26 protein-coding genes are annotated in these 22,260 nt (G+C 61.5%); 9 read left to right on the top strand and 17 right to left on the bottom strand.

From position 1 onward, the window contains the following. The first annotated feature begins 34 nt into the window (after positions 1-34). Positions 35-802, top strand: coding sequence for an EAL domain-containing protein (locus tag EQW76_RS14715; RefSeq protein WP_142829353.1), 768 nt, complete (start codon positions 35-37; stop codon positions 800-802). A gap of 17 nt (positions 803-819) precedes the next feature. On the opposite strand, the gene EQW76_RS14710 is transcribed toward EQW76_RS14715, so the two are convergent. The 6 genes from EQW76_RS14710 to EQW76_RS14680 form a co-directional block, all read right to left on the bottom strand. Then, positions 820-1,425, bottom strand: coding sequence for an SCO family protein (locus EQW76_RS14710; protein WP_142829354.1), 606 nt, complete (start codon positions 1,423-1,425; stop codon positions 820-822). Then, on the bottom strand, positions 1,422-2,357 hold the full coding sequence (locus EQW76_RS29705; protein ID WP_244615328.1) for a copper uptake system-associated protein: 936 nt from the start codon (positions 2,355-2,357) through the stop codon (positions 1,422-1,424). Before EQW76_RS29705 ends, EQW76_RS14710 begins: the two co-directional genes overlap by 4 nt. Beyond that, positions 2,354-3,742, bottom strand: coding sequence for a PepSY domain-containing protein (locus EQW76_RS14695; RefSeq protein ID WP_142829356.1), 1,389 nt, complete (start codon positions 3,740-3,742; stop codon positions 2,354-2,356). Before EQW76_RS14695 ends, EQW76_RS29705 begins: the two co-directional genes overlap by 4 nt. 227 nt (positions 3,743-3,969) lie before the next feature. Next, positions 3,970-4,374 (bottom strand): hypothetical protein, encoded by a 405-nt coding sequence (locus EQW76_RS14690; RefSeq protein ID WP_142829358.1) that lies wholly within the window; start codon positions 4,372-4,374, stop codon positions 3,970-3,972. 148 nt (positions 4,375-4,522) lie between these two features. Continuing rightward, positions 4,523-4,945, bottom strand: a complete 423-nt coding sequence (locus EQW76_RS14685; RefSeq protein WP_142829360.1) for a hypothetical protein — start codon at positions 4,943-4,945, stop codon at positions 4,523-4,525. Between the two features lie 53 nt (positions 4,946-4,998). After that, positions 4,999-5,490 (bottom strand): hypothetical protein, encoded by a 492-nt coding sequence (locus tag EQW76_RS14680; RefSeq protein WP_142829362.1) that lies wholly within the window; start codon positions 5,488-5,490, stop codon positions 4,999-5,001. A gap of 134 nt (positions 5,491-5,624) precedes the next feature. Here EQW76_RS14680 and EQW76_RS14675 point away from each other — a divergent pair, with 134 nt between their 5' ends. Together EQW76_RS14675 and EQW76_RS14670 are read left to right on the top strand one after the other, a co-directional pair. After that, positions 5,625-6,293, top strand: a complete 669-nt coding sequence (locus EQW76_RS14675) for a response regulator transcription factor (protein ID WP_142829364.1) — start codon at positions 5,625-5,627, stop codon at positions 6,291-6,293. After that, complete coding sequence (locus EQW76_RS14670; RefSeq protein ID WP_143122941.1) at positions 6,290-7,657, top strand: HAMP domain-containing sensor histidine kinase; 1,368 nt, start codon at positions 6,290-6,292, stop codon at positions 7,655-7,657. The genes EQW76_RS14675 and EQW76_RS14670 overlap by 4 nt, the downstream gene beginning before the upstream one ends. A 29-nt stretch (positions 7,658-7,686) precedes the next feature. Here the strand turns inward: EQW76_RS14670 and EQW76_RS14665 are convergent, their stop codons facing one another. From EQW76_RS14665 to folE, 5 genes are all read right to left on the bottom strand, one after another. Then, a complete protein-coding gene (locus EQW76_RS14665) occupies positions 7,687-8,325 on the bottom strand; it encodes a glutathione S-transferase family protein (RefSeq protein ID WP_142829368.1) in 639 nt (212 codons plus the stop codon). A gap of 81 nt (positions 8,326-8,406) precedes the next feature. Continuing rightward, on the bottom strand, positions 8,407-8,991 hold the full coding sequence (locus tag EQW76_RS14660; RefSeq protein WP_142829370.1) for a response regulator: 585 nt from the start codon (positions 8,989-8,991) through the stop codon (positions 8,407-8,409). A 97-nt stretch (positions 8,992-9,088) separates the two neighbouring features. Further along, complete coding sequence (locus EQW76_RS14655) at positions 9,089-9,454, bottom strand: DUF393 domain-containing protein (RefSeq protein ID WP_142829372.1); 366 nt, start codon at positions 9,452-9,454, stop codon at positions 9,089-9,091. A 59-nt stretch (positions 9,455-9,513) separates the two neighbouring features. Next, the gene (locus EQW76_RS14650) at positions 9,514-10,221 is read right to left on the bottom strand and encodes an SDR family NAD(P)-dependent oxidoreductase (protein ID WP_224128006.1); all 708 of its coding nucleotides are present in this window, start codon (positions 10,219-10,221) and stop codon (positions 9,514-9,516) included. Positions 10,222-10,249: 28 nt separating this feature from the next. After that, the gene (folE, locus tag EQW76_RS14645) at positions 10,250-10,855 is read right to left on the bottom strand and encodes a GTP cyclohydrolase I FolE (protein ID WP_142829374.1); all 606 of its coding nucleotides are present in this window, start codon (positions 10,853-10,855) and stop codon (positions 10,250-10,252) included. Here folE and EQW76_RS14640 point away from each other — a divergent pair. From EQW76_RS14640 to EQW76_RS14615, 6 genes are all read left to right on the top strand, one after another. Further along, the gene (locus EQW76_RS14640) at positions 10,845-11,636 is read left to right on the top strand and encodes a Urease operon accessory protein (RefSeq protein ID WP_341799016.1); all 792 of its coding nucleotides are present in this window, start codon (positions 10,845-10,847) and stop codon (positions 11,634-11,636) included. The two genes, folE and EQW76_RS14640, sit on opposite strands and share 11 nt — an antisense overlap. A 77-nt stretch (positions 11,637-11,713) precedes the next feature. Continuing rightward, complete coding sequence (locus EQW76_RS14635) at positions 11,714-12,715, top strand: FAD-dependent oxidoreductase (RefSeq protein ID WP_142829376.1); 1,002 nt, start codon at positions 11,714-11,716, stop codon at positions 12,713-12,715. Beyond that, entirely contained in the window at positions 12,712-13,152 is a 441-nt protein-coding gene (locus tag EQW76_RS14630; RefSeq protein ID WP_161990949.1) for a DUF3429 domain-containing protein, read from the top strand. Before EQW76_RS14635 ends, EQW76_RS14630 begins: the two co-directional genes overlap by 4 nt. A gap of 164 nt (positions 13,153-13,316) precedes the next feature. Further along, a complete protein-coding gene (locus tag EQW76_RS14625; protein WP_224128004.1) occupies positions 13,317-13,883 on the top strand; it encodes a sigma-70 family RNA polymerase sigma factor in 567 nt (188 codons plus the stop codon). Continuing rightward, the gene (locus EQW76_RS14620) at positions 13,847-14,524 is read left to right on the top strand and encodes a ChrR family anti-sigma-E factor (RefSeq protein ID WP_224128002.1); all 678 of its coding nucleotides are present in this window, start codon (positions 13,847-13,849) and stop codon (positions 14,522-14,524) included. Before EQW76_RS14625 ends, EQW76_RS14620 begins: the two co-directional genes overlap by 37 nt. Positions 14,525-14,757: 233 nt before the next feature. Next, positions 14,758-16,074: an alpha/beta hydrolase gene (locus tag EQW76_RS14615; RefSeq protein WP_142829462.1), complete on the top strand. Its 1,317-nt coding sequence runs from the start codon at positions 14,758-14,760 to the stop codon at positions 16,072-16,074. Positions 16,075-16,113: 39 nt separating this feature from the next. Here the strand turns inward: EQW76_RS14615 and EQW76_RS14610 are convergent, their stop codons facing one another. From EQW76_RS14610 to EQW76_RS14585, 6 genes are all read right to left on the bottom strand, one after another. Next, positions 16,114-16,998 (bottom strand): XdhC family protein, encoded by an 885-nt coding sequence (locus EQW76_RS14610; RefSeq protein ID WP_279309159.1) that lies wholly within the window; start codon positions 16,996-16,998, stop codon positions 16,114-16,116. A 355-nt stretch (positions 16,999-17,353) separates the two neighbouring features. Further along, complete coding sequence (locus tag EQW76_RS14605) at positions 17,354-18,610, bottom strand: Zn-dependent hydrolase (protein WP_142829382.1); 1,257 nt, start codon at positions 18,608-18,610, stop codon at positions 17,354-17,356. Beyond that, on the bottom strand, positions 18,607-19,449 hold the full coding sequence (locus EQW76_RS14600) for a BtpA/SgcQ family protein (protein ID WP_142829384.1): 843 nt from the start codon (positions 19,447-19,449) through the stop codon (positions 18,607-18,609). The genes EQW76_RS14605 and EQW76_RS14600 overlap by 4 nt, the downstream gene beginning before the upstream one ends. Continuing rightward, the gene (locus EQW76_RS14595; RefSeq protein WP_142829386.1) at positions 19,446-20,363 is read right to left on the bottom strand and encodes a ribokinase; all 918 of its coding nucleotides are present in this window, start codon (positions 20,361-20,363) and stop codon (positions 19,446-19,448) included. Before EQW76_RS14595 ends, EQW76_RS14600 begins: the two co-directional genes overlap by 4 nt. Positions 20,364-20,366: 3 nt before the next feature. Beyond that, positions 20,367-21,137 carry a glutamine amidotransferase gene (locus EQW76_RS14590; protein WP_142829388.1) on the bottom strand — a complete coding sequence of 257 codons (771 nt, stop codon included), beginning with the start codon at positions 21,135-21,137 and terminating at the stop codon, positions 20,367-20,369. A gap of 32 nt (positions 21,138-21,169) precedes the next feature. After that, complete coding sequence (locus tag EQW76_RS14585) at positions 21,170-22,258, bottom strand: phosphotriesterase (protein WP_142829390.1); 1,089 nt, start codon at positions 22,256-22,258, stop codon at positions 21,170-21,172. Positions 22,259-22,260: the final 2 nt, after the last annotated feature.

Genomic DNA, 22,260 nt, shown 5'->3' with positions numbered 1-22,260 from the left:
AATAGACGTTGAGAGCCGACTGGAGGAAAAATCAATGACGAAACAATGCCAAGGCTGCAACGATGGCCAAAAGTTTCCCTTTGATTTCTCGATGGCATTGCAGCCGATCGTCAATATCACGGATGGAACCGTCTACGCCCACGAAGCATTGGTGCGCGGCGTCAACGGCGAGGGAGCAGCCACTGTCCTTTCCTCGGTGGACGCCGAAACCCGCTATGCGTTCGACCAGCAGTGCAGGGTGAAGGCTATCGAGCTGGCAGCGAAAGTGTTCCCGCAGCAGAACCGGCCGCGCCTGTCCATCAACTTCATGCCGAACGCCGTCTACGAGCCACGCGCCTGCATCCGGTTGACATTGGCAACTGCTTTGAAAACCGGGTTCCCGGCAGACCACATCATTTTCGAGTTCACCGAAGTCGAGGAACTCGACACCAAGCACATCCTCGGCATCCTCGAGACCTACCGCGAAATCGGCTTCAAGACGGCGGTCGACGATTTCGGCGCAGGTCACGCCGGCCTGGGCCTACTATCGAAATTCCAGCCCGATATCGTCAAGCTGGACATGGAACTGGTTCGGAATATCGACAGCCATAAAGCCAAGCAGACTATCGTTCGCCACACCGTTGCGATGCTGAAGGATATGGGCATAACTCCCCTCTGCGAAGGCATCGAAACCCGTGCCGAACAGACGGTGCTGGAGGATCTAGGTGTCGAGCTGATGCAGGGATACCTGTTTTCCAAGCCGGTCTTCGAGGCTGTAGCAGGTGAAATTCACGGTCTCGGCGGAAGATCAATCGAGACCTGAATTTCACCCTGAAGAGGTCAGGCGGACCCGAGCCCTTTCGTCAGGAGCACTGCCCTTATCTTGGAAATCGCTGCCTCCCGATCCGTTCCATAGGGGATCAAGCCCTTCAGCCGTCCATCGGCGCCAATCATCAGCATAGTGATGGTGTGGCTCATATGGTAGCTGCCATCCTCGCTCGGCACTTTTTCAGCGCGGATCATCCATCCGTCCATGACCTTGCGCATTTCCTCAGGCCTGCCGGTCACACCGACAATGCGATCGCCGAAAGCGGAGACATAATCGTGCATGATGGCTGGCGTGTCGCGCTCCGGATCGACAGAGAAGAAGTAGGCGGCAAGCTCCTTGCCCTCGGGACCCAGCGTCTGGAGCCAGTCCGTGACCTCGAGGAGCATCGTCGGGCATATTTCGGGGCAATTGGTGTATCCGAAATAGACAAGGGCCGGACGGCCGTGGAAAACGCTCTTGTCGACTGGACGCCCGCGATCGTCGATCAACGAAAACGACGCGTCGAAGGGCCCGCTGCGTGGTTCGGACGCGTAAAGCCAGACCAGCGAGCCAACGAGGCAGGATACGAACACGCCTGCGGCCATCGACGCGCTTAGCAAAAGGGTGCGTGGCCTCATTTTGAATGCCCCGCGTGATCGGTATGCCCACTGGCAGCCTTATCCAGCATCACTGTTCCAACGAAGCTCGCAAACAGCGCAACCGTCGTTGGATCGAGTGAATGCTCAGCCGTCGCCAGCTGGCCGGTCAGCGCCTTGGCGTCCGCCGCATCGACGCCCAACGTTTGAAGCACTGCCGGGTCCTTCAGACTGTCGCCGCTGCAGAGCAGCGCTTCGAACCCATGCGGACCTTTCCTCAGCAACACCCTGCCGCCACGCCCATCCTGCTGCCAGGCGGCAATGGCCCAGTCGTTCCGGACAATGATGGGGTCCGTCGTCAACGGCTTCTCTGGCGTCTCGAACTGCTTGCGCATCGTCTGCCGGATCTCCTGCTTCGGATCCATCGACATGCCCGGCATATCCATTCCGCCCATATCCGTCTTTCCCATGTCCATGCCAGGCATGGCGTGATCGTCCCCAGCCTGTTCGGCACCAGCAGCCGGGGCGCTCATGTCACCGCCCGCACTGCCGACGGCAAAGGCGACCTCGACAGCGCCCGCCTTGGCGAAAGTCAGCGTCGCGGTGATTGCTTCGCCGCGCTTGAAGGGTTCACGGACATCCATGAACATCAGGTGGTAGGCGCCCGGCTTGAACAGGATGGTCTTCCCGGCCGGGATCTCGATGCCATCGCGCAGCTCGCGCATGATCATGATTCCATTGTCGATACTCATCTGGTGCAGCTGGACGCTGCTGGCACGGGGGGCGGTCACCGAAACCAGGGTGTCGCTTTGCGGGCCGGTATTGGTGATCGCGAGATAGCCGCCTCCGACCGTTGCGCCCGGCAGCATGGCGCGTGCCTGGGCGTTGTCGATCCTGATTGTCCCGGCCGCAAAGCCCGGAGTCGAAAACATCGCCGCCAAGGCGAAGAGAGCGGCTGCGATTGTTCTGTTCATGACGAAACTCCCGACTGGAAGACCCGGCTTATGGCGGGAATGAAGCGGATGACGACCTGGTCGATGACAACCATGGCAACGATGGCAAGGCCGGTCAGGGGGAAGAGGACGCCGAAGACGATGGCGATCAGCCAGAGGCCGAGATACACTGATTTGTCCTGTGGCATCGGTGGCACGCCGAGACGCCCTGCCGGTCGCCGCTTCCACCCCATGGCGACGCCGGTGACGCAGGAAAGGACGATCGCAATGCAGGTCGCCAGCATCACGAGCTGGTTGAACAATCCCCATTGCTGGCCCTGGTGGAGGTTGATGCCCCACTCGATCGCGCGGCCCAGCGCCGGGTACTGGTCGTAGGAGAGATCGACGAGCGGCTTTCCCGAATACTGGTCGATGTGGACTGTACGTTCCTTGCCGAGATCGCCGAAATAGTGGCTTGCCGTATAGACGCCGGTGTCGGTCGAAGGAATGGCGAGGTCGGCACCCCGAACCATCCCCAGCTCGTGCATGATCTCCACAGCCCTGTCGAGGCCGATGGGTTTCACAGCCTGGGCTGCGGCGATGTCGGAGAGCGGAACAGGTGCGTTTTCAACGACCCATCCGGCCCGCGCGACGACATCCTGCGTCACCTTGGTCGAGACCGGAACGTTGTCCCAGAGCGCTGCCGGCGCGCCAAGGTCATGGGCGGTCAGCCAGGCGTTGACATTGGCGCCCCAGTAGCCGGACCAGGGCAGGCCGCTGAAGGCGAGGAAGAAAATGACGATGCCGGCGATGGCCCCGGTGACAGCATGAAGGTCGCGCCAGAAAACCCGCCGCGACGGTGTCCCACGGACTGTCAGGACACCGCCCGTCTGTTGTCGGGGCCACCAGAGGTAAATGCCGGTGACGACCAGCACCAGCGCAAAACCGGCGACGATCTCGATGATCCGGTTGGTCCATTCTCCGAAATATTCGAGGCTGTGGATCCGCTTGACGACCCAACCGAACTCCTCCTTGGAATTGACCGTGCCGAGCACAGCACCGTTGTGCGGATTGACGTAGACGATGGTAGACACGCCGTCCTTTGCAACGGTGACCTCGGCGGAGCGGGTCGCAGATGCAGCCTCCCGGTAGCTGGTCACTTTGGCGCCCGGAATACTCCCGACCGCGACATCGACGATCTGCTGCGGCGACTGCATCGGCCCCAAATCGCTGACGATATGGCGATGCGCGTAGAACGTATCGGCGATCTCATCCTTGAAAAGGTAGAGCGATCCGGTGATCGCCAGATTGAGCATGAACGGGATGACCAGCAGGCCGGCGAAAAAATGCCAGCGCCAGATGGCCCGGTAGAGCGAAACATGGGTAGTAGACGGAGCCGACGGGTCGGCCGCTGCAAAAGCAGACATGGAATTCCCCCTGGGGATCGCGACGACGCAGATGATCTCGTGCGGGGGAGGAAATGACCGTTGAGGTCATCGCCTTGTGCAGCCCCGCTGCGGCGTCCGGAACGAGCAGTCCGATACGCGACAGGCAACCTGCAAATGGCATTCTCCCGCAGCCTTGCGGGCTCTCCGCCCACGATCATACGGCCGCCGTTGACAGAACGCGTCACGGCTCAGGCCGCAACGCAGGCTCAGGCAACGATCGACAGAAGTGGTGGGGCGCGGGGGCCGCTGTTCGGAGGATAGAGCCGGCGGTGAAAGGCGACCGAGAGAGGCGCCGCCAGGCGGGCGAAGACGAAGGGGAGGTGGCCGTAGTCGAAAACGGGTGCTGCCGGCAGAAGTGCGGCCGGAGCGGTCTGGCAAAGGTAGCATCCGGGAATATGGACTTCGCCATGCGCCTTGCCGTCTGCGTCGCGATAGGTGATGCAGAAGATCGGCAAGGTGCCATCGGGCAGGCGGTACTGGGCGAGTTCTGCCGGGGTCAGTTGATCGGGGCTTGAAATGGCTGGCTGCGCACCGAAGCCGACAAACACGACAGCCAGCGCGCACAGCAGGCGCACCGTCCATTGCCTTATGTCGGAAGAAACCGTCCTCATATCGCCCACCACATCGACCGTAACGGTGGTACGTCATTACGCTGGCGAGCTCAATGCGGCAAATTGCACAGATCGGCTCGTGGACGGCAGCACCTCAGCATACCGACAGCCGCGCACATTTCTGCGCGCGGCTGCATTTACGGCTGGCTTACTGGACCGGAGGACGGACTGGCTGGGCGGCAGGACCGTTGAGGCGATCCATCAACTGCATCAGCGTGTCCGAGCAGACCTTCATCGGTTCGTCATCAGCGCATTTCACGTCGATCCGGGTATCACCGTGGTCGATATGGAAGTGCGCAGCCTTGGACGGCGGTGGTGGCGGGGGTGGGCGGTGGCCGCGAGGTCCCATGTCGCCATCCGGTCCGCCGGGAGGAGGACCCATGCGATCCGGGCCGCCATCAGGGCCACCAGGACCACCGCGCATTGGAGGCACAGGCGGCGGCGGGGGTGGTGCGCCGGGATCGACGACAGGTGCGGGGCCGCCGGGCGGAGGCGGGGCCGGTGGCTGCTGGGCGAAGGCGGTTCCTGCCAGGGCAGCGAACGCGATTGCAGACAGAATATATTTTCTCATCGTATCGACTTTCTGTGAGGTTGAGGATGGGTCAATCGGGATTGCTGGAGTGATCATGGACCCGGTCTGTGGATCAGATCGCCGAATGGCCCGTGCGGTGGAGGACCGGGCGCGCGCAGCGCTTCGGTCTTCCCGTCCTTGTCGACCAGGAAGCTCGCATGGACGAAGCCCTGGTCGAAGCGGCCCTGGACGGTGACCGCTTCATTCTGCTTGACCAAATCGCCACCGTCGCCGGCTGGTCCGGTTTCCACCAGGGCCTTGCCGCTGGTATCCTGCAGGATGAACTTGTTGCCGTAGATCTCTGTGACAGTGCCCTTGATGGTGACCAGGCTCGAAGCCGGCATCGTCGAAATGGAAATCGGCGTCATCGGGGCCATTTCCGCCGTCGGACGAACCATCCGCATCGCGCCGGCCCCGCCTGCAGCACCGACTGCAAGCGCAATCGCGATCGCCGGAAAGACGATCCAGTGGCGGCGGCGCTCATGCGGAGGAACGTGGGCGCCGCCCTTGCCGGGGCGCTCGCTGCTGTCGTGATCAATCGTCATCTTGGTGCTCCTTTGTGAGTGACAACCGCAATCTAGGCCCTATGTGCCATCACACGGCTGAACCTCGCGGTTCAGATTCAGTTCAGGCAATTTCGCTAGGACTGGGCGATCATTTTGCAGCCGAAAGTCACCTCATGCGCGTACTGCTCGTTGAAGACGACGACGACCTCAGCGGCCGCATCGCTGCGGCCCTCAGGTCAGAAAATTTCGTGGTGGATATTGCCCGCAACGGCGAAGATGCCTTGCATGCCGGCCTGACCGAGATGTTCGACGTCGCAGTCCTCGACCTCGGGCTGCCAAAGATCGATGGCGTGACGGTTCTCAAGGGATGGCGGGAGAGCGAACGCAATCTTCCCGTCCTCGTGCTTACCGCCCGTGACGGATGGCCGGACAAGGTTTCGAGCTTCAAGGCGGGGGCGGACGACTTTCTAGGCAAGCCCTTCAAGATCGAGGAGCTCGTGCTGAGGCTTCGCGCCCTCGTCAGGCGTTCTACAGGTCACGCCGCCTCGCGCGTCAGCTGTGGCGGCCTCGTCTTCGATGCCCAGCTCGGCACGTTCGAACTAGATGGCCTGCCTCTGAAGCTCACGGCGCTGGAATGGCGGGTGCTTTCCTGCCTGATGCTGCGCAAGGAGACGGTTGTCGACCGGCGGGAACTGAACGAACGGGTCTATGACGGGGATGCCGAGGTGGATTCGAACTCCATCGAGGTCATCATCGGCAGGCTGCGCAAGAAGCTCGGGCCAGACCTCATCGAGACGGTGCGTGGGCGGGGCTATATGCTGACTGCCGCGTCGATGCCATGAAGCTATTTTTCCCCGCGCGACCGAAATCGATAGCCGGCAGACTGCTGATATTTTCGGGCATCTTCGTGACGCTGGCGCTTGTGGTCGCGTCCGCAATCCTGTGGCTGGCACTGAATGCCGTTATACGCGAGCAGATCGATCAACGCCTCGACACACAGATCGGCGCGCTCGCCTCCGCAGTGACACACGGGCCGGACGGACGGCTTGAGTTGTCGACCACCCTCGATGCGCCGCCATTCGATCGCCCGGGTTCCGGCTGGTACTGGCAGGTGGAGGGCACGGGCCAACGCCTTGCATCGCATTCGCTTCTGAATGGCACGATAGATGCGCCGCCCCCGCGCCAGGACTTTCTCCACATGCTGACGGCCATGCCGACACCCGGGGAGGGCAGGCAGAACGGCCGCAAGCTCTATCTTCGCCAGAGCTCGCGCGATGTCGACGGCGAGATGGTGCTGATCACTGTGACAGCGCCAGAGGGTGCGTTGGTCGATCCCGCCGTGCGCGCGCTTTTCTGGCTGGTGCCCTGCATGCTGATTTTGGGCGTGGTGCTGCTGGCCGGAACGCTCTGGCAGATCCGCTTTGGCCTGCGCCCGCTGAAGTCCATGGCAGCCGGCATCGACGCGATCAACCGCGGGGAGCAGTCGCGGCTTGCGAACGAGACCACCGTCGAACTGGCACCGCTCGCCTCGAAAACCAATGCGCTGATCCAGTCCAACGACGAAAGGCTGGCGGCCACCCGTATCCAGTTTGCAAACCTCGCGCATGGCCTCAAGACACCGGTCGCAAGCCTTTTGCTGGCGCTCGACGGCCGCAATGATCCCGATGGGACGCTGCGCGACCTCGCCCTGCGCATAGACAACCGCATCAAGCATCACCTGAGCTCCGCCCGGCGGGTCATGGCGTCATCTGGGACGGTAGCGCGAACAGAGGTTGCGAAGTCCCTAGCCGACATCCACGGCGCCATCAGCCTGATCCACGCCGAACGCGGCATCGCGTTCAAGGCGGACGTAACGAACGGGCTAGCTGTCGCCTGCGAGGAAAGCGATGTCGAGGAAATGCTGGGGAACCTGATGGACAACGCCTTCAAATGGGCATCGTCGCGCGTTACCGCTTTTGCCGTCAGAGACGGCGCCTTTGTTCGTATCACCTTCGAGGATGACGGACCCGGTATCCCCCAGGAGCGCATAGAGGCAGTGTTGTTGCCCGGTGTCCGGGAGGACGAGCGCGTTCCGGGAGACGGCTTCGGGCTGACCATTGTAACTGAAATGGCCGGGCTCTACGGCGGCTCGCTGGTGCTGGAACCGGCGTCGCCGGCCGGCTTGCGGGCTGTTCTCCGCCTCCCCGCCGCCGTTTACCAGGCGTAGGGGAGACGTTGATCTAAAAGCGAAGAATATCAGCCAAGATTGGGCTGAGTGGCTTTATAGCTCGGCAGGGCCTGGATTGCCGTCCACCAGTCGCTGAAGCCCGGAACGTCGAAAAGGGCGCTCTTGTCGGGGGTCAGGGAGATGTAGAAGGCTATCGGCGCGAGGTACAGGTCTGCGAGACTGAGCTCGTTGCCCGCGATGAACGTGTCGCCGGCTCGTGTCGTCATGATGAATTCGAGCACCTTGCGGCCATTCGCGATTCCCTCTTTGCGGCTGTCTTCATTCTTGCCGCCGACGAAATCCGGAAACAAGTGGTAGGCCGCGACGCCACCGAGAAGCGCTCCGTAGCCGTAGGAATCGATGATGCCGACCGCCATGTCCATGCGGGCGCGATCCTTGGCGTTCGCCGGAACAAGCGATTTGCCCGGCAGGACGTCATCGAGATAGCGCGTGATCGCCGCAGTCTCCAGGATCGTAATGCCGTCATGCTCGAGCACGGGAACCTTGCCGAACGGGTGGCGCTTCAGATGCTCCGGCGACTTTGGCTCTCCCTTCAGGACGTTGAGCGGGATCTGCTCGAAATCGGTGACGCCCTTTTCCGCGAGAAGCATCTTTACGGTGCGAACGTAGGTGGAGCCGTCGAAGCCCCAAAGCTTGATATTGGCCATATCTTGTCTTCCTCGTGTGATCTGTCTGCACGATGCAGGCAGCAAGCGAAACTTACTGACGTATTGTGGGCGAGATGGACTTCAGTCCGTGGGACCGGGTCCGCCACGCGCCAGCATTCGCTGCAGTGTGCGGCGATGCATGTTGAGCAACCTTGCTGACTCCGACATGTTCCCGCCGGTCGCCTCGAAAATGCTGACGATGTGTTCCCAGCGAACGAGATCCGGTGGCTTCAGCGCCGTATTCGGCTCGCTTGCCGACTTGTCGACAAAGCCCAGCACCTCGAGGATCTCGTCGGCATCCGCAGGCTTGCTGAGATATTCGGTCGCCCCGAGCTTCACGGCTACCACTGCGGAATGGATATTTCCGTAGCCTGTCAAAACCAGCGTCTTGGTGTTCTTCGACAGCGTGTTCACCGCTTCGATCACAGTAAGACCGCTTTTTTCACCGATCCTGAGATCTGTGATGACGATGTCGAGATGTCTTTTACCCACGAGGCCCAATGCATGGTCTACGGTCTCGCACACTTCCACGTCGAAGCCCCGATCCGAGAATGCTTTTCCGAGCCTGTGGCCGAAAACGCTGTCGTCATCGACGATGAGGAGGGAGAGGGGCGCGGCGTCACTATTGCCCGACACGCCTTCGAAATTTGCAGCTAGATAACTCATCGCATTCTCCCCCACAGGAATGGGCATTGGGCAGAAGATGCCTGCCGGATGATCACGTCACGCATTCAGAAGGGCCGACGGAAGTCGACGTCTACCCTCAGGATTTCGCTGCGACCTGGCAATGGGCGAGCCGCGCGAACCGCCATTTTGCAAAGATCGGATATATCGCCCTCAAAGCCGCATTGATGGGCGGGAAGCTTGCAATCTTCGCAGCGGTCCGCCACCGCGGTATGTGCCGCCAGATCAGCAGGAAGGCATCAACGCCGACATGCATTCGGCCATTGTCATCCTTGCCGTGCAGCTCCATCAGCGCGTCGGCGAGCGACACATTCTCGTTTTCCAGAGCAGTTCCGTCCTTCATGACGTCCACCCATTCGAAAACGCCAGCAGGAGCAACCTTACGGTAGTGGTTGATTTCCCGCGAGCACATGCCGCACGCGCCATCGTAAAAAATCTTGATCATGCATGGTATACGGCCGGTTCGACTTTCAGATCATGGCCGGCGGGCTAAGGCGGCGGGCTTCACCACGGAATGGTCGTACCGTCGTAGGCAAAGAATTTGCCGGTGTCGTGTGGCTGAAGGCCATCCAGCGTTCGCAGGATCTGGTGTGCGGCGTCGTCCGGTTCGGTGCGGGGATGACCGGACGAAAAGGGATCGGACAGGCCGGTCATGACGGTGCCGGGATGGATGGTGACGACGGTCGCCAGAGGGGAGCTGCGCGCCACCTCGATGGCGGCGGTATGAACGATCTGGTTGAGGGCAGCCTTTGCCGAACGATAGGAAATCCACCCGCCAAGACCGTTGTCGCCGATCGAGCCCACCCTCGCCGACAGGAACGCCATGATGACCCTCTTCCGCTTGGCAAGGAGCGGCACGAAATGCTTGAGGACGATCGCCGGACCGGCGGCATTGACGGCAAACTGCGCCATCATCGCATCCTGCGATATATGCCTGATGGATTTTTCCGGACCCACACCGTCGATGGTCAAAGCCCCGGTCGCACACAGGATGATATCGAACGCCTGAGGTGCAAGGGCTTCGGCGGCGCGCTTGACAGAAGCCTCATCCGTGATGTCGAAACCGTCGTTCCGGCGTGACAGCAGCACCAGCTTTTCACAATTTCCATCATCGGCCAGTTGTCCAGCAAGGGCTCCACCAATGCCGCCGCTGGCGCCGATCACCAGGGCTCTATAGCCGACATCGAGCGATGTCATCAACGCGTCCGACATGTACCCCTCCATCTCACCCCTCCAGCGCTTATCCTCTTGCGAGCGTGATGAAGCGCGCCTGGTCCGCCGCCGACATTTCAAACGTTCCCGTAAAGCGCGTCGTCAAAGTCTTCGCACCCTGTTTTGCAACGCCGCGCATGGCCATGCACATATGCTCCGCCTCGATCATGACAGCCACGCCCTTCGGCCGCAGGCTCTCGTCGAGCGCCGTGGCGATCTGCGCCGTCATGGTTTCCTGTGTCTGCAGGCGTCGGGCATAGACATCGACGAGGCGCGCCATCTTGGAAAGGCCGAGCACGCCCTTGTCGGGCACATAGGCGATGTGGGCCACGCCATGGAAAGGTACCATGTGGTGTTCGCAATGGGAGTGGAACGTGATGTCCTTGACGATCACCATGTCATTGTACCCGGCCACTTCGGAGAATGTCCGTGACAGGACGTCTTCCGGTTCCATGTCATAGCCGGCGAACAGTTCGCGATAGGCCTTGGCGACGCGCTTCGGGGTGTCCAGCAGGCCTTCGCGCGTCGGGTCTTCGCCAGCCCAGCGGATCAGCGTTCTGACTGCGGCCTCTGCCTCCTGTTGCGAGGGGCGCTCGAAAGCGGCGAGGTCGGCATTGGCGAGCATGGCATCCATTGCTATTCTCCAAATTCATAAACGACATTGCGTACGGGAACTTCCAGGCTTCAGATCAATCGACAGATTTCGAACCGTTCAAAGCTGGGCTTTGATCCGGTCGGGCAATGGCACCGTATTGGCTGAAAATTCGACGGGTGGATTTGTGTCACGCAGGATCGCAATTGTTGGAAACGGCTCGTTCGCCAGCGCCCATGCTGGCGTGATCGACTCGTGCGACCTGGTAATACGCTTCAACGACTGCCGTTCGGTCGGCGAGGGCGGCATGCGCACAGACGTGGTTGCAGTCTGCAACACCGGGCGGCCCGCGCTGGCCATGATCCGCAGCGCCTCGTGGCGCGAGCTCCCGGCGGTCGCCTCAGCCTCCGCCATCTGGTGCGTGCGCGACTATCACAAATTCGCGGAGCTGAAACCGAAGCTGGATCCCGGTCTGGAAGACTTCTGCGACGACTACACGGCGGAATTCGCACGGTTCGCGGCCATGACCGGGAAGAGCTTCGAGATCATACCGCGCCATCACCACGACCGGATCGACGTCGAGTTACAGCGCATCATGTCGGGCAGCTACATCGTGCCGAGTTCCGGACTGATGGCACTCGCCTATGTGATGGAAGAAGCCGCAGGCCCGGACGATAGGGTCATCCTGGCAGGTTTTGACCACAAGGGATGGAACGGACATCCTTTCGATGCGGAGCGCATCCTGGTCGAACGCTTCATCGCGGAGGGCCGTATCAGGCGGCTTGCGGCAAACGATTTCCGATACGCGGAATGCGACGCCTGACAGACCGAGACCGACCTGCCCATCCGACCTGACAGAGCCACCAAGCAAGACTGCAGGTCCAGCAAACCGGAAACCATATGGCAATACGACCACGAGTTGGCATCATCGGCGCGGGAATGGCGGGACTGACGTTGGCCAAAGCCATTTCCGAGGTCGCATCCGTGCGTGTGTTCGAGAAGAGCCACGGCGTCGGCGGCCGGATGGCAACCAGATGGATCGATGCCGTCTCCTACGACCACGGCGCACAGTACTTCACGATCAGGAATGACCGTTTCCACGATGCACTGGAAACAGCGCGCGCGAACGGCGTGGTCGAACCCTGGAACGGCCATGTGGTTTCTCTGACAGAGGACGGCCTGCTGGAAAGACCGAAGTCGGACACCGTCAGATATGTCGGCACCCCTTCGATGAACGCGTTGCCGAAATCGATGTCCGTCGGCCTCGATATCCAGCCGGAGAGCACTGTCGGCGCGATCACCGGCGAACCCGGCCGATGGTTCGTCAACATCCGCGACCGGACGGAAGGCCCCTTCGACTGGGTGATTGCCACAGCACCGGCCCCGCAGTCCGCCCTCATGCTTCCGGCGAGGTTCGCTCATCACGACAAGCTCGGCCATGTCCGGATGAACGGATGTTTCACGCTGATGGTCAATATCGATATGAAGCAGAGAGCACGGATCCCTTTCGCCGCAGCCCATGTCGACGATCCCGTCATCAACTGGATCTCGCTCAACAACAGCAAGCCGGGCCGCCCGGCTTCGCCCTGCCTGGTGGTCAATTCCAACGCGGTCTGGGCTGACCTCAACATGGATATGCCCCTCGAAAAGGTCAGGCAGGCGTTGATCGAGGCGATACGGCACTACGTGCAGATCGATGCAGGAGAGGCCGATACCGCCATCGTTCATCGCTGGCGATATGCAAATGTCGAACGTCCGGCTGGCGAGCCTTATCTGCTCGACAAGGATTCGCAGCTTGCCGCTTGCGGCGACTGGTGCATCGCGGGGAGGGTGGAAGCCGCATTTCTGAGCGCAGCCGGCCTCGGCGATGCCTTGGGCGCAGTCATGGGAGCGGCGGAGTGAACGGCGTTTTACGCAAGGTATCGACAGCGCTTGCCTTTGCGGGCGCCTTGCCGTTCTGGTTCTTCGCGCTCGCCCCGGAGACCATCGCCGGATTGAACTCCGCCTCCGTCTTCGTCACCTACGGCGCCATCATCAGTTCGTTCATGGCGGGAGCCCTCTGGGGACGTGCCCAGAATGGCAAGGCGGACATCGCCCTGCTTCTCTCCAGCAACGTGCTGGCGCTCGCCTCCTTCGCGACCGCCGTCTTTTCGCTATCGCCTGTCGCGCTGGTGACCCAGCTTGCTGTCTTTGGACTGCTGCTTTTTGCCGATTACCGCGTCTATGCCGGCAACCCGGAGCAGCGATGGTACTGGAAGCTGCGCCTCTGGGTGACGCTGGTCGTGTCGTTCGCCTACGACATCATGCTGCTGCACTACGTTCTCGGTCCCTGCTGGTAATCATGGCCGTCGGTCGGCACAACGACGCCTATGATCCGTCTTTTGATAAATGGCGTATATCGGCTATGACAATATCGGAGCCCGCCCAATCTGTCTCGCTTCCCGTGTCGGCCGCCAGTATGGGGATGGGGCGGACGGCACCGCCGTTTAGGAAGGTCCTGCCTTTGGCAGAAACACAAGCCGCACTCGACCGCAAGCGCATCAACGAACTGATGGCAGCGGTCGCCGAGCATCGGGACGTGGATTCGTACGAGATGCTGTACAAGTATTTCGTACCGAAGGTCCGCTCCTATATGTTCAAGATCGGCGGCGATCGCATCATGGCTGAAGAAATGGCGCAGGAAGCCATGTTGTCCGTGTGGCGAAAAGCCAACCAGTTCGATCCGGAAAGGGGCGCTGCCTCGACCTGGATTTACACGATCGCCCGAAACGTTCGCATCGATGCGTTGCGTCGTGGGCCCCGACCGGATTTCGACCCGAACGACCCGGCCTTCGTTCCCGACGATACGCCTGCCGCCGATGTCGCGTTCGACAAGGAGCAGGATGCCGACAGGCTCAGGCGGGCGATGGCCTCGCTGAAGCCGGACGAGATTAAGGCGCTGAAGATGTCTTTCTTCGAGGACATGGCGCATCCGGCAATTGCCGCTTCGCTGGGCATCCCCATCGGGACTGTTAAATCAAGGATAAGGAATGCATGTCTGAAGCTGCGCAACATACTCAAGGACGATTGATCGTCGTGCATCACCTCGGTGACGAACTGCTGATGTCCTATGCTGCGGGAACGCTGTCGGAGGGATGGAACATCGGGGTCGCGACGCATCTGTCGTTTTGCCCTGGCTGTCGCGAGCGCCTGGCCGAGTTCGAGACGATAGGCGGATATTTTCTCGAGTGCGAGGAGGTCACGCCCGCCGAACCGGTCGCATGGGAAGACATGAAGAAGCGCATGGAAATTCCCGAGCAACCGTCGGTGCCCGCGCCGAAACGCTTGGACCCGCTGCTTCCGCAGCCGCTGCTCTCCTACGTGGATGCCGCTGGCGGACTGAAGTGGCGCTCGCTCGGCAGCGGCGCATCGCAGATGAAGATACCGACATCCGACCCGAGCACCATCGTCAGGCTCCTGAAGATACCGGCCGGCAAGCCCGTTCCCGAACATGGACATCGGGGCCGGGAACTGACGCTGGTGCTGGCCGGTAGCTTTGGTGATTCGGTTTCCGTCTTCAACCGCGGCGACGTGGAGCTCGCCGACGACGAACTGACGCATCAGCCGGCGGCAACGCCGGGGGAAGACTGCATCTGCCTTGCCATCACGGAAGCCCCCCTGCGGTTTACCAGTCGCATCCTGCGTTTCATCCAACCTTTCATCGGCATCTAGAGGCCGGAGGAGCCGTTTGCTGCGGCTTCGTATGTTCGACGCTTCGCTTCTGGATATCCACAGAGCGGCGTCGGTCCCACACAGCTGCTCAGTCTCATTTGCTTCCTTTTGCGGAAAAGTCTGGAACCCGGACGGCCGGAAATGTATGAGGGGCTAAATTAGAGCGGCGGGACATATCATTGGTGGCAAGTGTGGGACAGCCAGGTCGTAAAGCAGCCCGCGCATGCGTGGCTATGATGCGTGCTCTGGCAATCGTGGCGACCCTGTTGCTACTTTCCGGCTGCGGTGGGCGCCTGATCGGCGTCATGACGCCGAGCGGCACAGTCGTCAGGGGCACCTCGCAGGTCCGCCTGCTGGCAGCAACCACGAGAGCGCCGTCTGACGACAAGGCCATCCTGTTCAGCGGCGAGCGCGGCAGCGACCTGAAGATCGATGCGATCACCGTCTCCATTCCGCCCGAAGCCAACCGCACGGTTGGCCAGGTGCAATGGCCGGCGCGCCTGCCTGCCAATCCGCTCAAGGAGTTCTCGACCGTCAATGTCGTGCCTCTCGTCTCGAAGGCGGAAGACGAACGCTGGTTGAAGCAGAATCTTACGAAAAGCCATCGCGCGCTTGTCTTCGTGCATGGATTCAACAATCGCTACGAGGATGCCGTCTATCGCTTCGCACAGATCGTCCACGATTCCGGCGCCGATGTCGTTCCTGTTGTCTTCACATGGCCATCACGCGCCAGCATTTTCGACTATAACTACGACAAGGAAAGCACCAACTATTCACGCGACGCGCTGGAGGATCTGCTGCGGCGGATCAGCGCCGATCCGTCGATCAGCGAAGTCACCGTGATGGCCCATTCGATGGGGACCTGGCTGGCAGTGGAAGCGCTTCGTCAGATGGCGATCCGCGATGGCAGGACACTGCCGAAGATCAAGAACGTCATTCTTGCCTCTCCCGATCTCGACGTCGATGTTTTCAGCCGGCAGTTTCTTGCACTGGGAAAGAACCCGCCACATTTCACGCTGTTCGTATCCCAGGATGACCGGGCGCTCAGCGTGTCAAGACGCATTTCAGGCAATGTCGATCGTCTCGGCCAGGTGGATGCCAATGCCGAGCCTTACCGCACCCAGTTCGAAAAAGCCGGTATCAGCGTTATCGACCTAACCAAGCTAAAATCCGGCGACAGCCTGAACCACGGCAAATTTGCCGAGAGCGCCGACGTGGTCAAGTTGATCGGCCAGCGGCTGATATCCGGGCAGACCATCACCGATTCCGATGTCGGTCTCGGCGAAGCCGTCGGCGCCGTGGCGCTCGGTGTTTCCAACACCGTTGGCAATGCGGCAAGCGTCGCCGTCAGCGCGCCGATTGCCGTGTTCGATCCGCGCACGCGGCGCAACTATGGTGAGCAGGTTCAGCGCCTCGGCCGATCGGTCGGCAACACGCTGGGATCCGTTGGCGATACCGCAGGCGCTGCAGGCTTTCCCCAGGATACCAACCAGTCGGGCAAGCAATGTCCAGGCAACCAGTCAGACCGCCGCCCGGGCTGCCCAAACTGAGGTTCGGTCCGTAGTCCAATATTGGAAAAAATTGCCCTGTCAGCGCGAGATCGCGTAGGCAGCAGCGACATCACCCAGTACGGAGAGTGCCAGCGTATTGGCGTCCCGGGCCTTGGCGATCACGCCGATCGGCGCCTTGATCCGGTCGATGGCAGCTTGCTCGTATCCAAGCTCTTTCAGCGCCGCCGAGCGCCGCTCGTGGGTTTTACTACTGCCGAGAGCACCGATGTAAAACGGGTTTCCGTCCAGCGCTGCACGAAGGACCGGCAGTTCGAGATCGAGATCATGGTGCAGGAGGACAACCGCTATATCGGGGTCGGGCAAAGCTCCGTCCAGCAAATTTGCACCATCTTGCCGGCGAACGACCTCATAGCCGGTGGAGGCTGCGAGTTTGGCCGTGCGCTCGGCCTCAATGGACCTGCCGCTCAGCAACAGACGAGGACGCGGACGATAGCCTCTCGACAAATGCTCTCCGTCCCAGGCGTCCTTTGCCGGAAATGCTGCAACCTCGAGTGACTGCGCGCCAGCATCGTATTTCAGCCCCATCCGACGCCGTAATTTCAGGCCTTCCAGCACGGTGCGCAGACTGAGATTGTCCCTGAGCACATGGATGGCCAGCGTGATGCCGCCGCCGCAAGGCAGGACGATATCGAAGAAACGCGACCCTTCCCCCAATCGCAGGAACCGGTCATTGCCACCAGCGATGGCCTGCAGAGCCTCTGCCGCAACGGCAGCCTCCGTACATCCGCCCGAAACGTAGCCGCAATAAAGGCCGTCCCGGCGAACTGCCATTTGTGCCCCGAGCGCCCGCGCTGCACCGCCACGGATCTCGACTAGCGTGACAAGCGCCGTCTCGAAGCCTTCGTCAAAAGAGTCGGCCGCGAATTGCAGGATCTCCTGGGCGTCGTCGGTCATCAATGCCATTTGCGGCACCGATATTTCGGGTCTGGGGAGCACAAGCGACATTGATTGATCTCTGGCCTCGGACGCGAGCCCGGAATTGACGCAGTTTCTGCAGCGGTTGAAAATTAAACTACAGCTTCGACGATAGGTTCCGAACTCCCCCGTTGCAAACTGACCCTGTCATGACGCCTTGGCCGACCCGGACGCCTGCGGGTACGAGACGCAAGCGCTGATGACGCCTCAGTTTTGAGGCCGCGTCAACACGTCGTTTGCAGATTGCGTGCCGGCGGAGGTGGGATCTGCGGAATAGCAGACGCAACTCGAGTTCGAACGAACTACGCCCGACCGGAATTGCCGGTTCATCGCAGACGATGGATCAAATGCGCGCGGCCGTCGAATTGGCCAGCGACAGGGTTGCTTCAAACATCACGCGGGCGCCCGTCACGATGTGCTCTGGGGCAACATATTCCGCCTCGTTGTGGCTCAAGCCATCGCGGCAGGGGACGAAAATCATGGCCGATGGCGCCACGCGGGCGAGAAACAGGGCATCATGAAAGGCGCCGGATACCATGCGCTTGGCTGTCAGGGACAGGCTTGTCGCTGCTGCCTCGACGGCACCGGTGACAATCGGCGAGAACGTCGCCGACGGCATGTCGAAGGTCTGCAGGATACTGTAGCTACATCTCTCGGCAATGGCTCGACTGTCGCAAACACGCCGGACCTCGGCCTCGATGCGATCCAGCCTGTCCGGATCGGGATGGCGGATATCGACGCTGAAGGCGACCGAGTCCGGAATGGCGTTTATGGAGCCCGGATGGATGGCTATCCGACCGACGGTCAGGCGCGCATCCGCGTCGTTCTGCATCACGGTTGCCTGCAACTCGTGGAGGGCGGAAGCGGCTGCCACCATCGGATCGCGCCTGTAGGCCAGTGCCGTGGTGCCGGCGTGTCCGGCCTGCCCGGAGAACGTAACCTGCAGCCAGCGCGTGCCCTGCACACCGATGACGACGCCAATAGGAATGTTTTCCTTCTCGAGGGAAGGACCCTGTTCGATGTGCAATTCGAGATAACGCGACACCGGCGTGCCGAGCGGGCGCATGGTGGCTTCCGGCAGCGCCGAGAGCGTAGCGGCGAGTTCGTCGGCAAAGGAACCACCGTCGGCGCCGGAGAGAAAATTCCACCCGGCGGGATCGGCGACGCCCGCGAAGGCCATCGAGCCCATCGCCCCAGGAGAAAATCGGCTGCCCTCTTCGTTGGTCCAGGCGACGACTTCGACTGGAACTTCGGTATCTACGTCGAAATCTTCCAGCGATTCCAGTACCTCGAACGCCGACAGCGTGCCGAGCGCACCATCGAACCGGCCGCCCGTCGGCTGGCTGTCGAGGTGACTTCCAATCAGCACCGGCGCATGCACCGCGTTGCGTCCTTCGCGCCGGATGAACAGATTGGCCATGCTGTCCTGGAAAACGCCGAAACCGCGTGCCAGCGCGAGTTCCGCCAGCAGCCGGCGAGCCTGGCGATCGCCATCGCTCAGCGCCTGGCGGTTGACACCACCGGCAGGCGTGGCTCCGATTGCGGCAAAGGCCTGCATTCGGGCCAGCAACCGTTCGCCGTTGATGGAAGCCGATGTCACGCCCTGATGCCCGTTATGAATGACTGGACGCGCGACAGTTCGACCGGGTTCCACCAGACGCCGTCATACTTCAGCGAACTTGCGACGATGACGCCGTCGACGATGCCGAGAATGTCGTTGACGTTGTCGGGCGTGACGCCGCTGCCCACCAATGTCGGCAGGCCGGCCGCCTCCTTGATCATCCTGATGTAGCCGAGGTCAGCCGCATGGCCCGTGCGCTGTCCGGTGGCGATAATCGCATCGGCGTCGAAGAACACGAGATCCTTGACTTGCTCCTCGACCGGGCGGTCGGCAACGATGGCGTGGGCGCCGTGCTTGACATGGGCATCGGCGAAAATACGGATGCCGTTGGCGCGCAATTTGGCGCGAAACCGCATGGCGCGCGCGGCCTCGCCCTCAATGAAGCCTTCATTGGCGACATAGGCGTTAGCCCATTGATTGACGCGTACGAAGCCGGCACCCGAGGCGCTGGCAATCGACAGCGCCGGGATCGAGGCATTGGCCAGCACATTGATGCCGATGGGTCGGCCGAGTTCGCGGCGGATGCGGTCGGAAACCACAGACATGTAGGCCGACGTTTCCGGGCCGATATCGTCCGGCTTGGCAAAGGGAATGTCGCCGTGGTTCTCGACGATCACACCGTCGCATCCGCCGTGCAGATAGGCTTTTGCGTCATCGAGGCCGCGCTGGTAGATCGCTTCCACCGTCTCGCCGTCGTAGCGGGGCGATCCCGGCAGCGGCATCAGATGGACGACACCGATAACGGCCTTGGGCTTTCCGAACAGGGAGACCAGCACGTTGTCGGCAACCTGGCCGATGCGGTTCGTAGGGGCTGTCATGTGTTTTCCGTTTCCATTTCCATATCGATAAGGTGTGCCATCTCCTGCTGGCTGGGGCAGGACTGCATTGTACCGGTGCGGCCGACGGACAGTGCCGCAGCAGCCGTGGCAATGCGGACGGCATGACCGAGTGGGATCTTTTGCGCAAGACATCCGGCGACACAGCCGCAAAAGACATCGCCGGCACCGCTGGTATCGACGACATCGGCGCGCAGTCCCTCGACCCACTGCGGCGCACCGCCCGCCCTGTTGACAACAAGGCAACCGCGCGCGCCGAGCGTAACGACGACGGAGCCTGCGCCCCGGGAGATGAGGTTGCGGGCGGCCTCCAGCGGATCGGCATGCCCCGAAATCCCGGTAGCCTCACCCTCGTTGACAATCACGATATCGGCCGCCGTAAGGTCCGGACTGCTGCCCGGTGCGAGTGGGCTTGGATTGAACACTGTCGTTGCCCCGCTCGCCTTGGCGGCCTTCAGACAGGCGATTGTGACATCGGCGCGCAGGTTTCCTTGCAACAGCACGATATCCTGATCCCCGATCGAGGTCGCGAGGCCGGTTTGAAGCAGGGGATCAAACGCCTCAGCGCATGTGACGCCGCTGACGATGATGTTTTCACCGCTGGCATCGACCATGATCGTCGAGCGGTCGGTCGGCAGCTCCAGGGCCGGCATCAGTGCTGTGTCGAATTCCTCCGACAGCATCTCGCGGATAGTTCTGGCCGCAGCATCCGTGCCGGTGGCAGCGAGAAAGTCGACCGGAGCACCTGTCCGGGCGGCCGCGACCGCCTGGTTGGCCCCCTTGCCGCCGATACCGTCGCTATGGCCGTCCGCATTCAGCGTTTCCCCCGGCCGCGCAAAACGGCCGAGGCGGAACGTGGTGTCGATGCAGACATTGCCGACGACGTGGACGCGCATGGATCAATCCTTGGTGGTTGCCCAGGCCAGCATCTGCTCGAACAGCGTCTTGTAGCCACTCCACGCAATGAAGCTCTGCGGTAGCCAGTGGGGGCCGACATCCGATGTCCAGGCGACGGTCCGACCCTTGCCGTAAGAGCCGGCAACCAGCAGCGGCAGCGAACCATAGTCCGTCGAAACGGTCGCCAAAACTTCGGCACCGGGCTTCACCGTAACTTCGTTGAAACCGAGCAGGATTGGCCAGTCCTTGCCGAGACCCTTGAGGATGGGGTGGTCCTCTGAACCGTTGACCGCCGGTGCAAAGCCTTCCGGTACCTCGACGCGGTCATCGACCGAGAGGCAATCGACCGGCAGCACATCCTCGATCGGCGTATTGTGATAGCGGGCGCCGCCATTGATACCCTGGAAGCTGTAGTAGCCGCCGAACATCAGCAGGCCACCGCCGTTGCCGACGTAGTCGCGCAGCAGGCGCAGGCGGTTTGGGGTCGGCTTGGAATGGATCCATGTATCGGGATGCAGCAGCAGCGTGTTGGCGCCGATATCCGACAGAACGATGGCATCGTAGGCCGAAAGCGCCTCGATGGTCTGCGGGAAATCCCGCTGGGCCTCATGGGCCGGCATGAAGGTGACGTCGAAATCGCTGTCCTTCAGGGCGGTCAGCAACTCGTCGGCGCCGGTGTGGTAGGTGACGGTCGGGAACTGGTCGAAGCCCTTGATGTGGGTGGCGGTCGACACCCAGGATTCGCCGGCGAGAAGAACCTTCTTCTTGGGCATGCTTTACTCCTTCGATAGATTGCGATTGCGGCTCAGGTGGCCGCGGAAAAAACCGATTTCGGATTATCGACCAGCATCCGGTCGATGGAGGCCTGATCGACGCCGTGGCGCTTCAGCCGCGGCACGAAATGCTTGAGGATGAAGCCATATCCGAACCCGCCATAGCGGGTCAGCATGATCTTCAGGAACACGTCTTGCGACAGCAGCAGCCGGTCGACGAAACCCATGTCGATCAGCGAGCGCAGAGCGCGGGCATTCTCCTCGTCGGACGGCGACTGTGCATCCTGGTCGGCGTAGTAATAGTCCATGCCGATCATGTCGTATTCCAGGAAGGCGCCGCGCTCGGCGAGGCTCTTCTGGTAAGGCAGGTCGCTGTGACTGGGGTTCATATGACAGAGCACGGTATGCCTGAGATCGGCCCCTTCCTCCTCGACGACGTCGAGCACCTTGTGAGCGAGCCGCTCCCAGCCGGGCAGGTGGATGGTCAGGGGCAGGCCGGTGATCCGCGATGCGCGCGCCGAGGCCCGCAGCGACTTCAGCTCCTCGGAGGTGAAGTCCTTGCTGACGCCGACCTCACCGATAATGCCGGCCATGATTTCCGGCTGCGTCTCGCCACCGCCGACATCGTTGACGATGAACTGGGTCACCGCCTCGACATCCATCGCCCTCAGCCATTCCGGATGCGTATGCTGCAGATAGAAGCCGGTGCCCATGATGATCTTCATGCCGGACATGCGCGATATACGGGCGAGCTTCGGGGGGTCGCGGCCGATGCCGATATTCGTCGCCTCGACGACGGTATGGCCACCGAGCGCCTGGAACTTCTTCAGTTCCGTGAGCGCCAGGTCGCTGTCGTCGAGCGAGACGTTGTCGCGGTTCATGTAGGGGTTCATCCTGAGCTCGCCGACGATCTCGATGTTGACCGGTTGCTCGGCGATCAGCTTTTCGTCGGGATGACACGGGCATTTCCAGGTGCTGGCGCCATCGAGCAGGATGTGCTCGTGCATCAGCGTGATTCCGAGGTCGTCCACCGCGACGGGCCCGAGAACCGTCATGGCCGTCCCGGAGCGGACGCCGATTTCGGCGCGCTCGGCGGGCTTTGTATCGAACAGGTGATCCATGG

The sequence above is a fragment of the Rhizobium sp. rho-13.1 genome (genome assembly GCF_007000305.1).
GTDB classification, from domain to species: Bacteria; Pseudomonadota; Alphaproteobacteria; order Rhizobiales; family Rhizobiaceae; genus Rhizobium; species Rhizobium rhododendri.
Note: the sequence above shows the minus strand (reverse complement) of the source record. Positions and strands in the feature narration are given on the sequence as shown.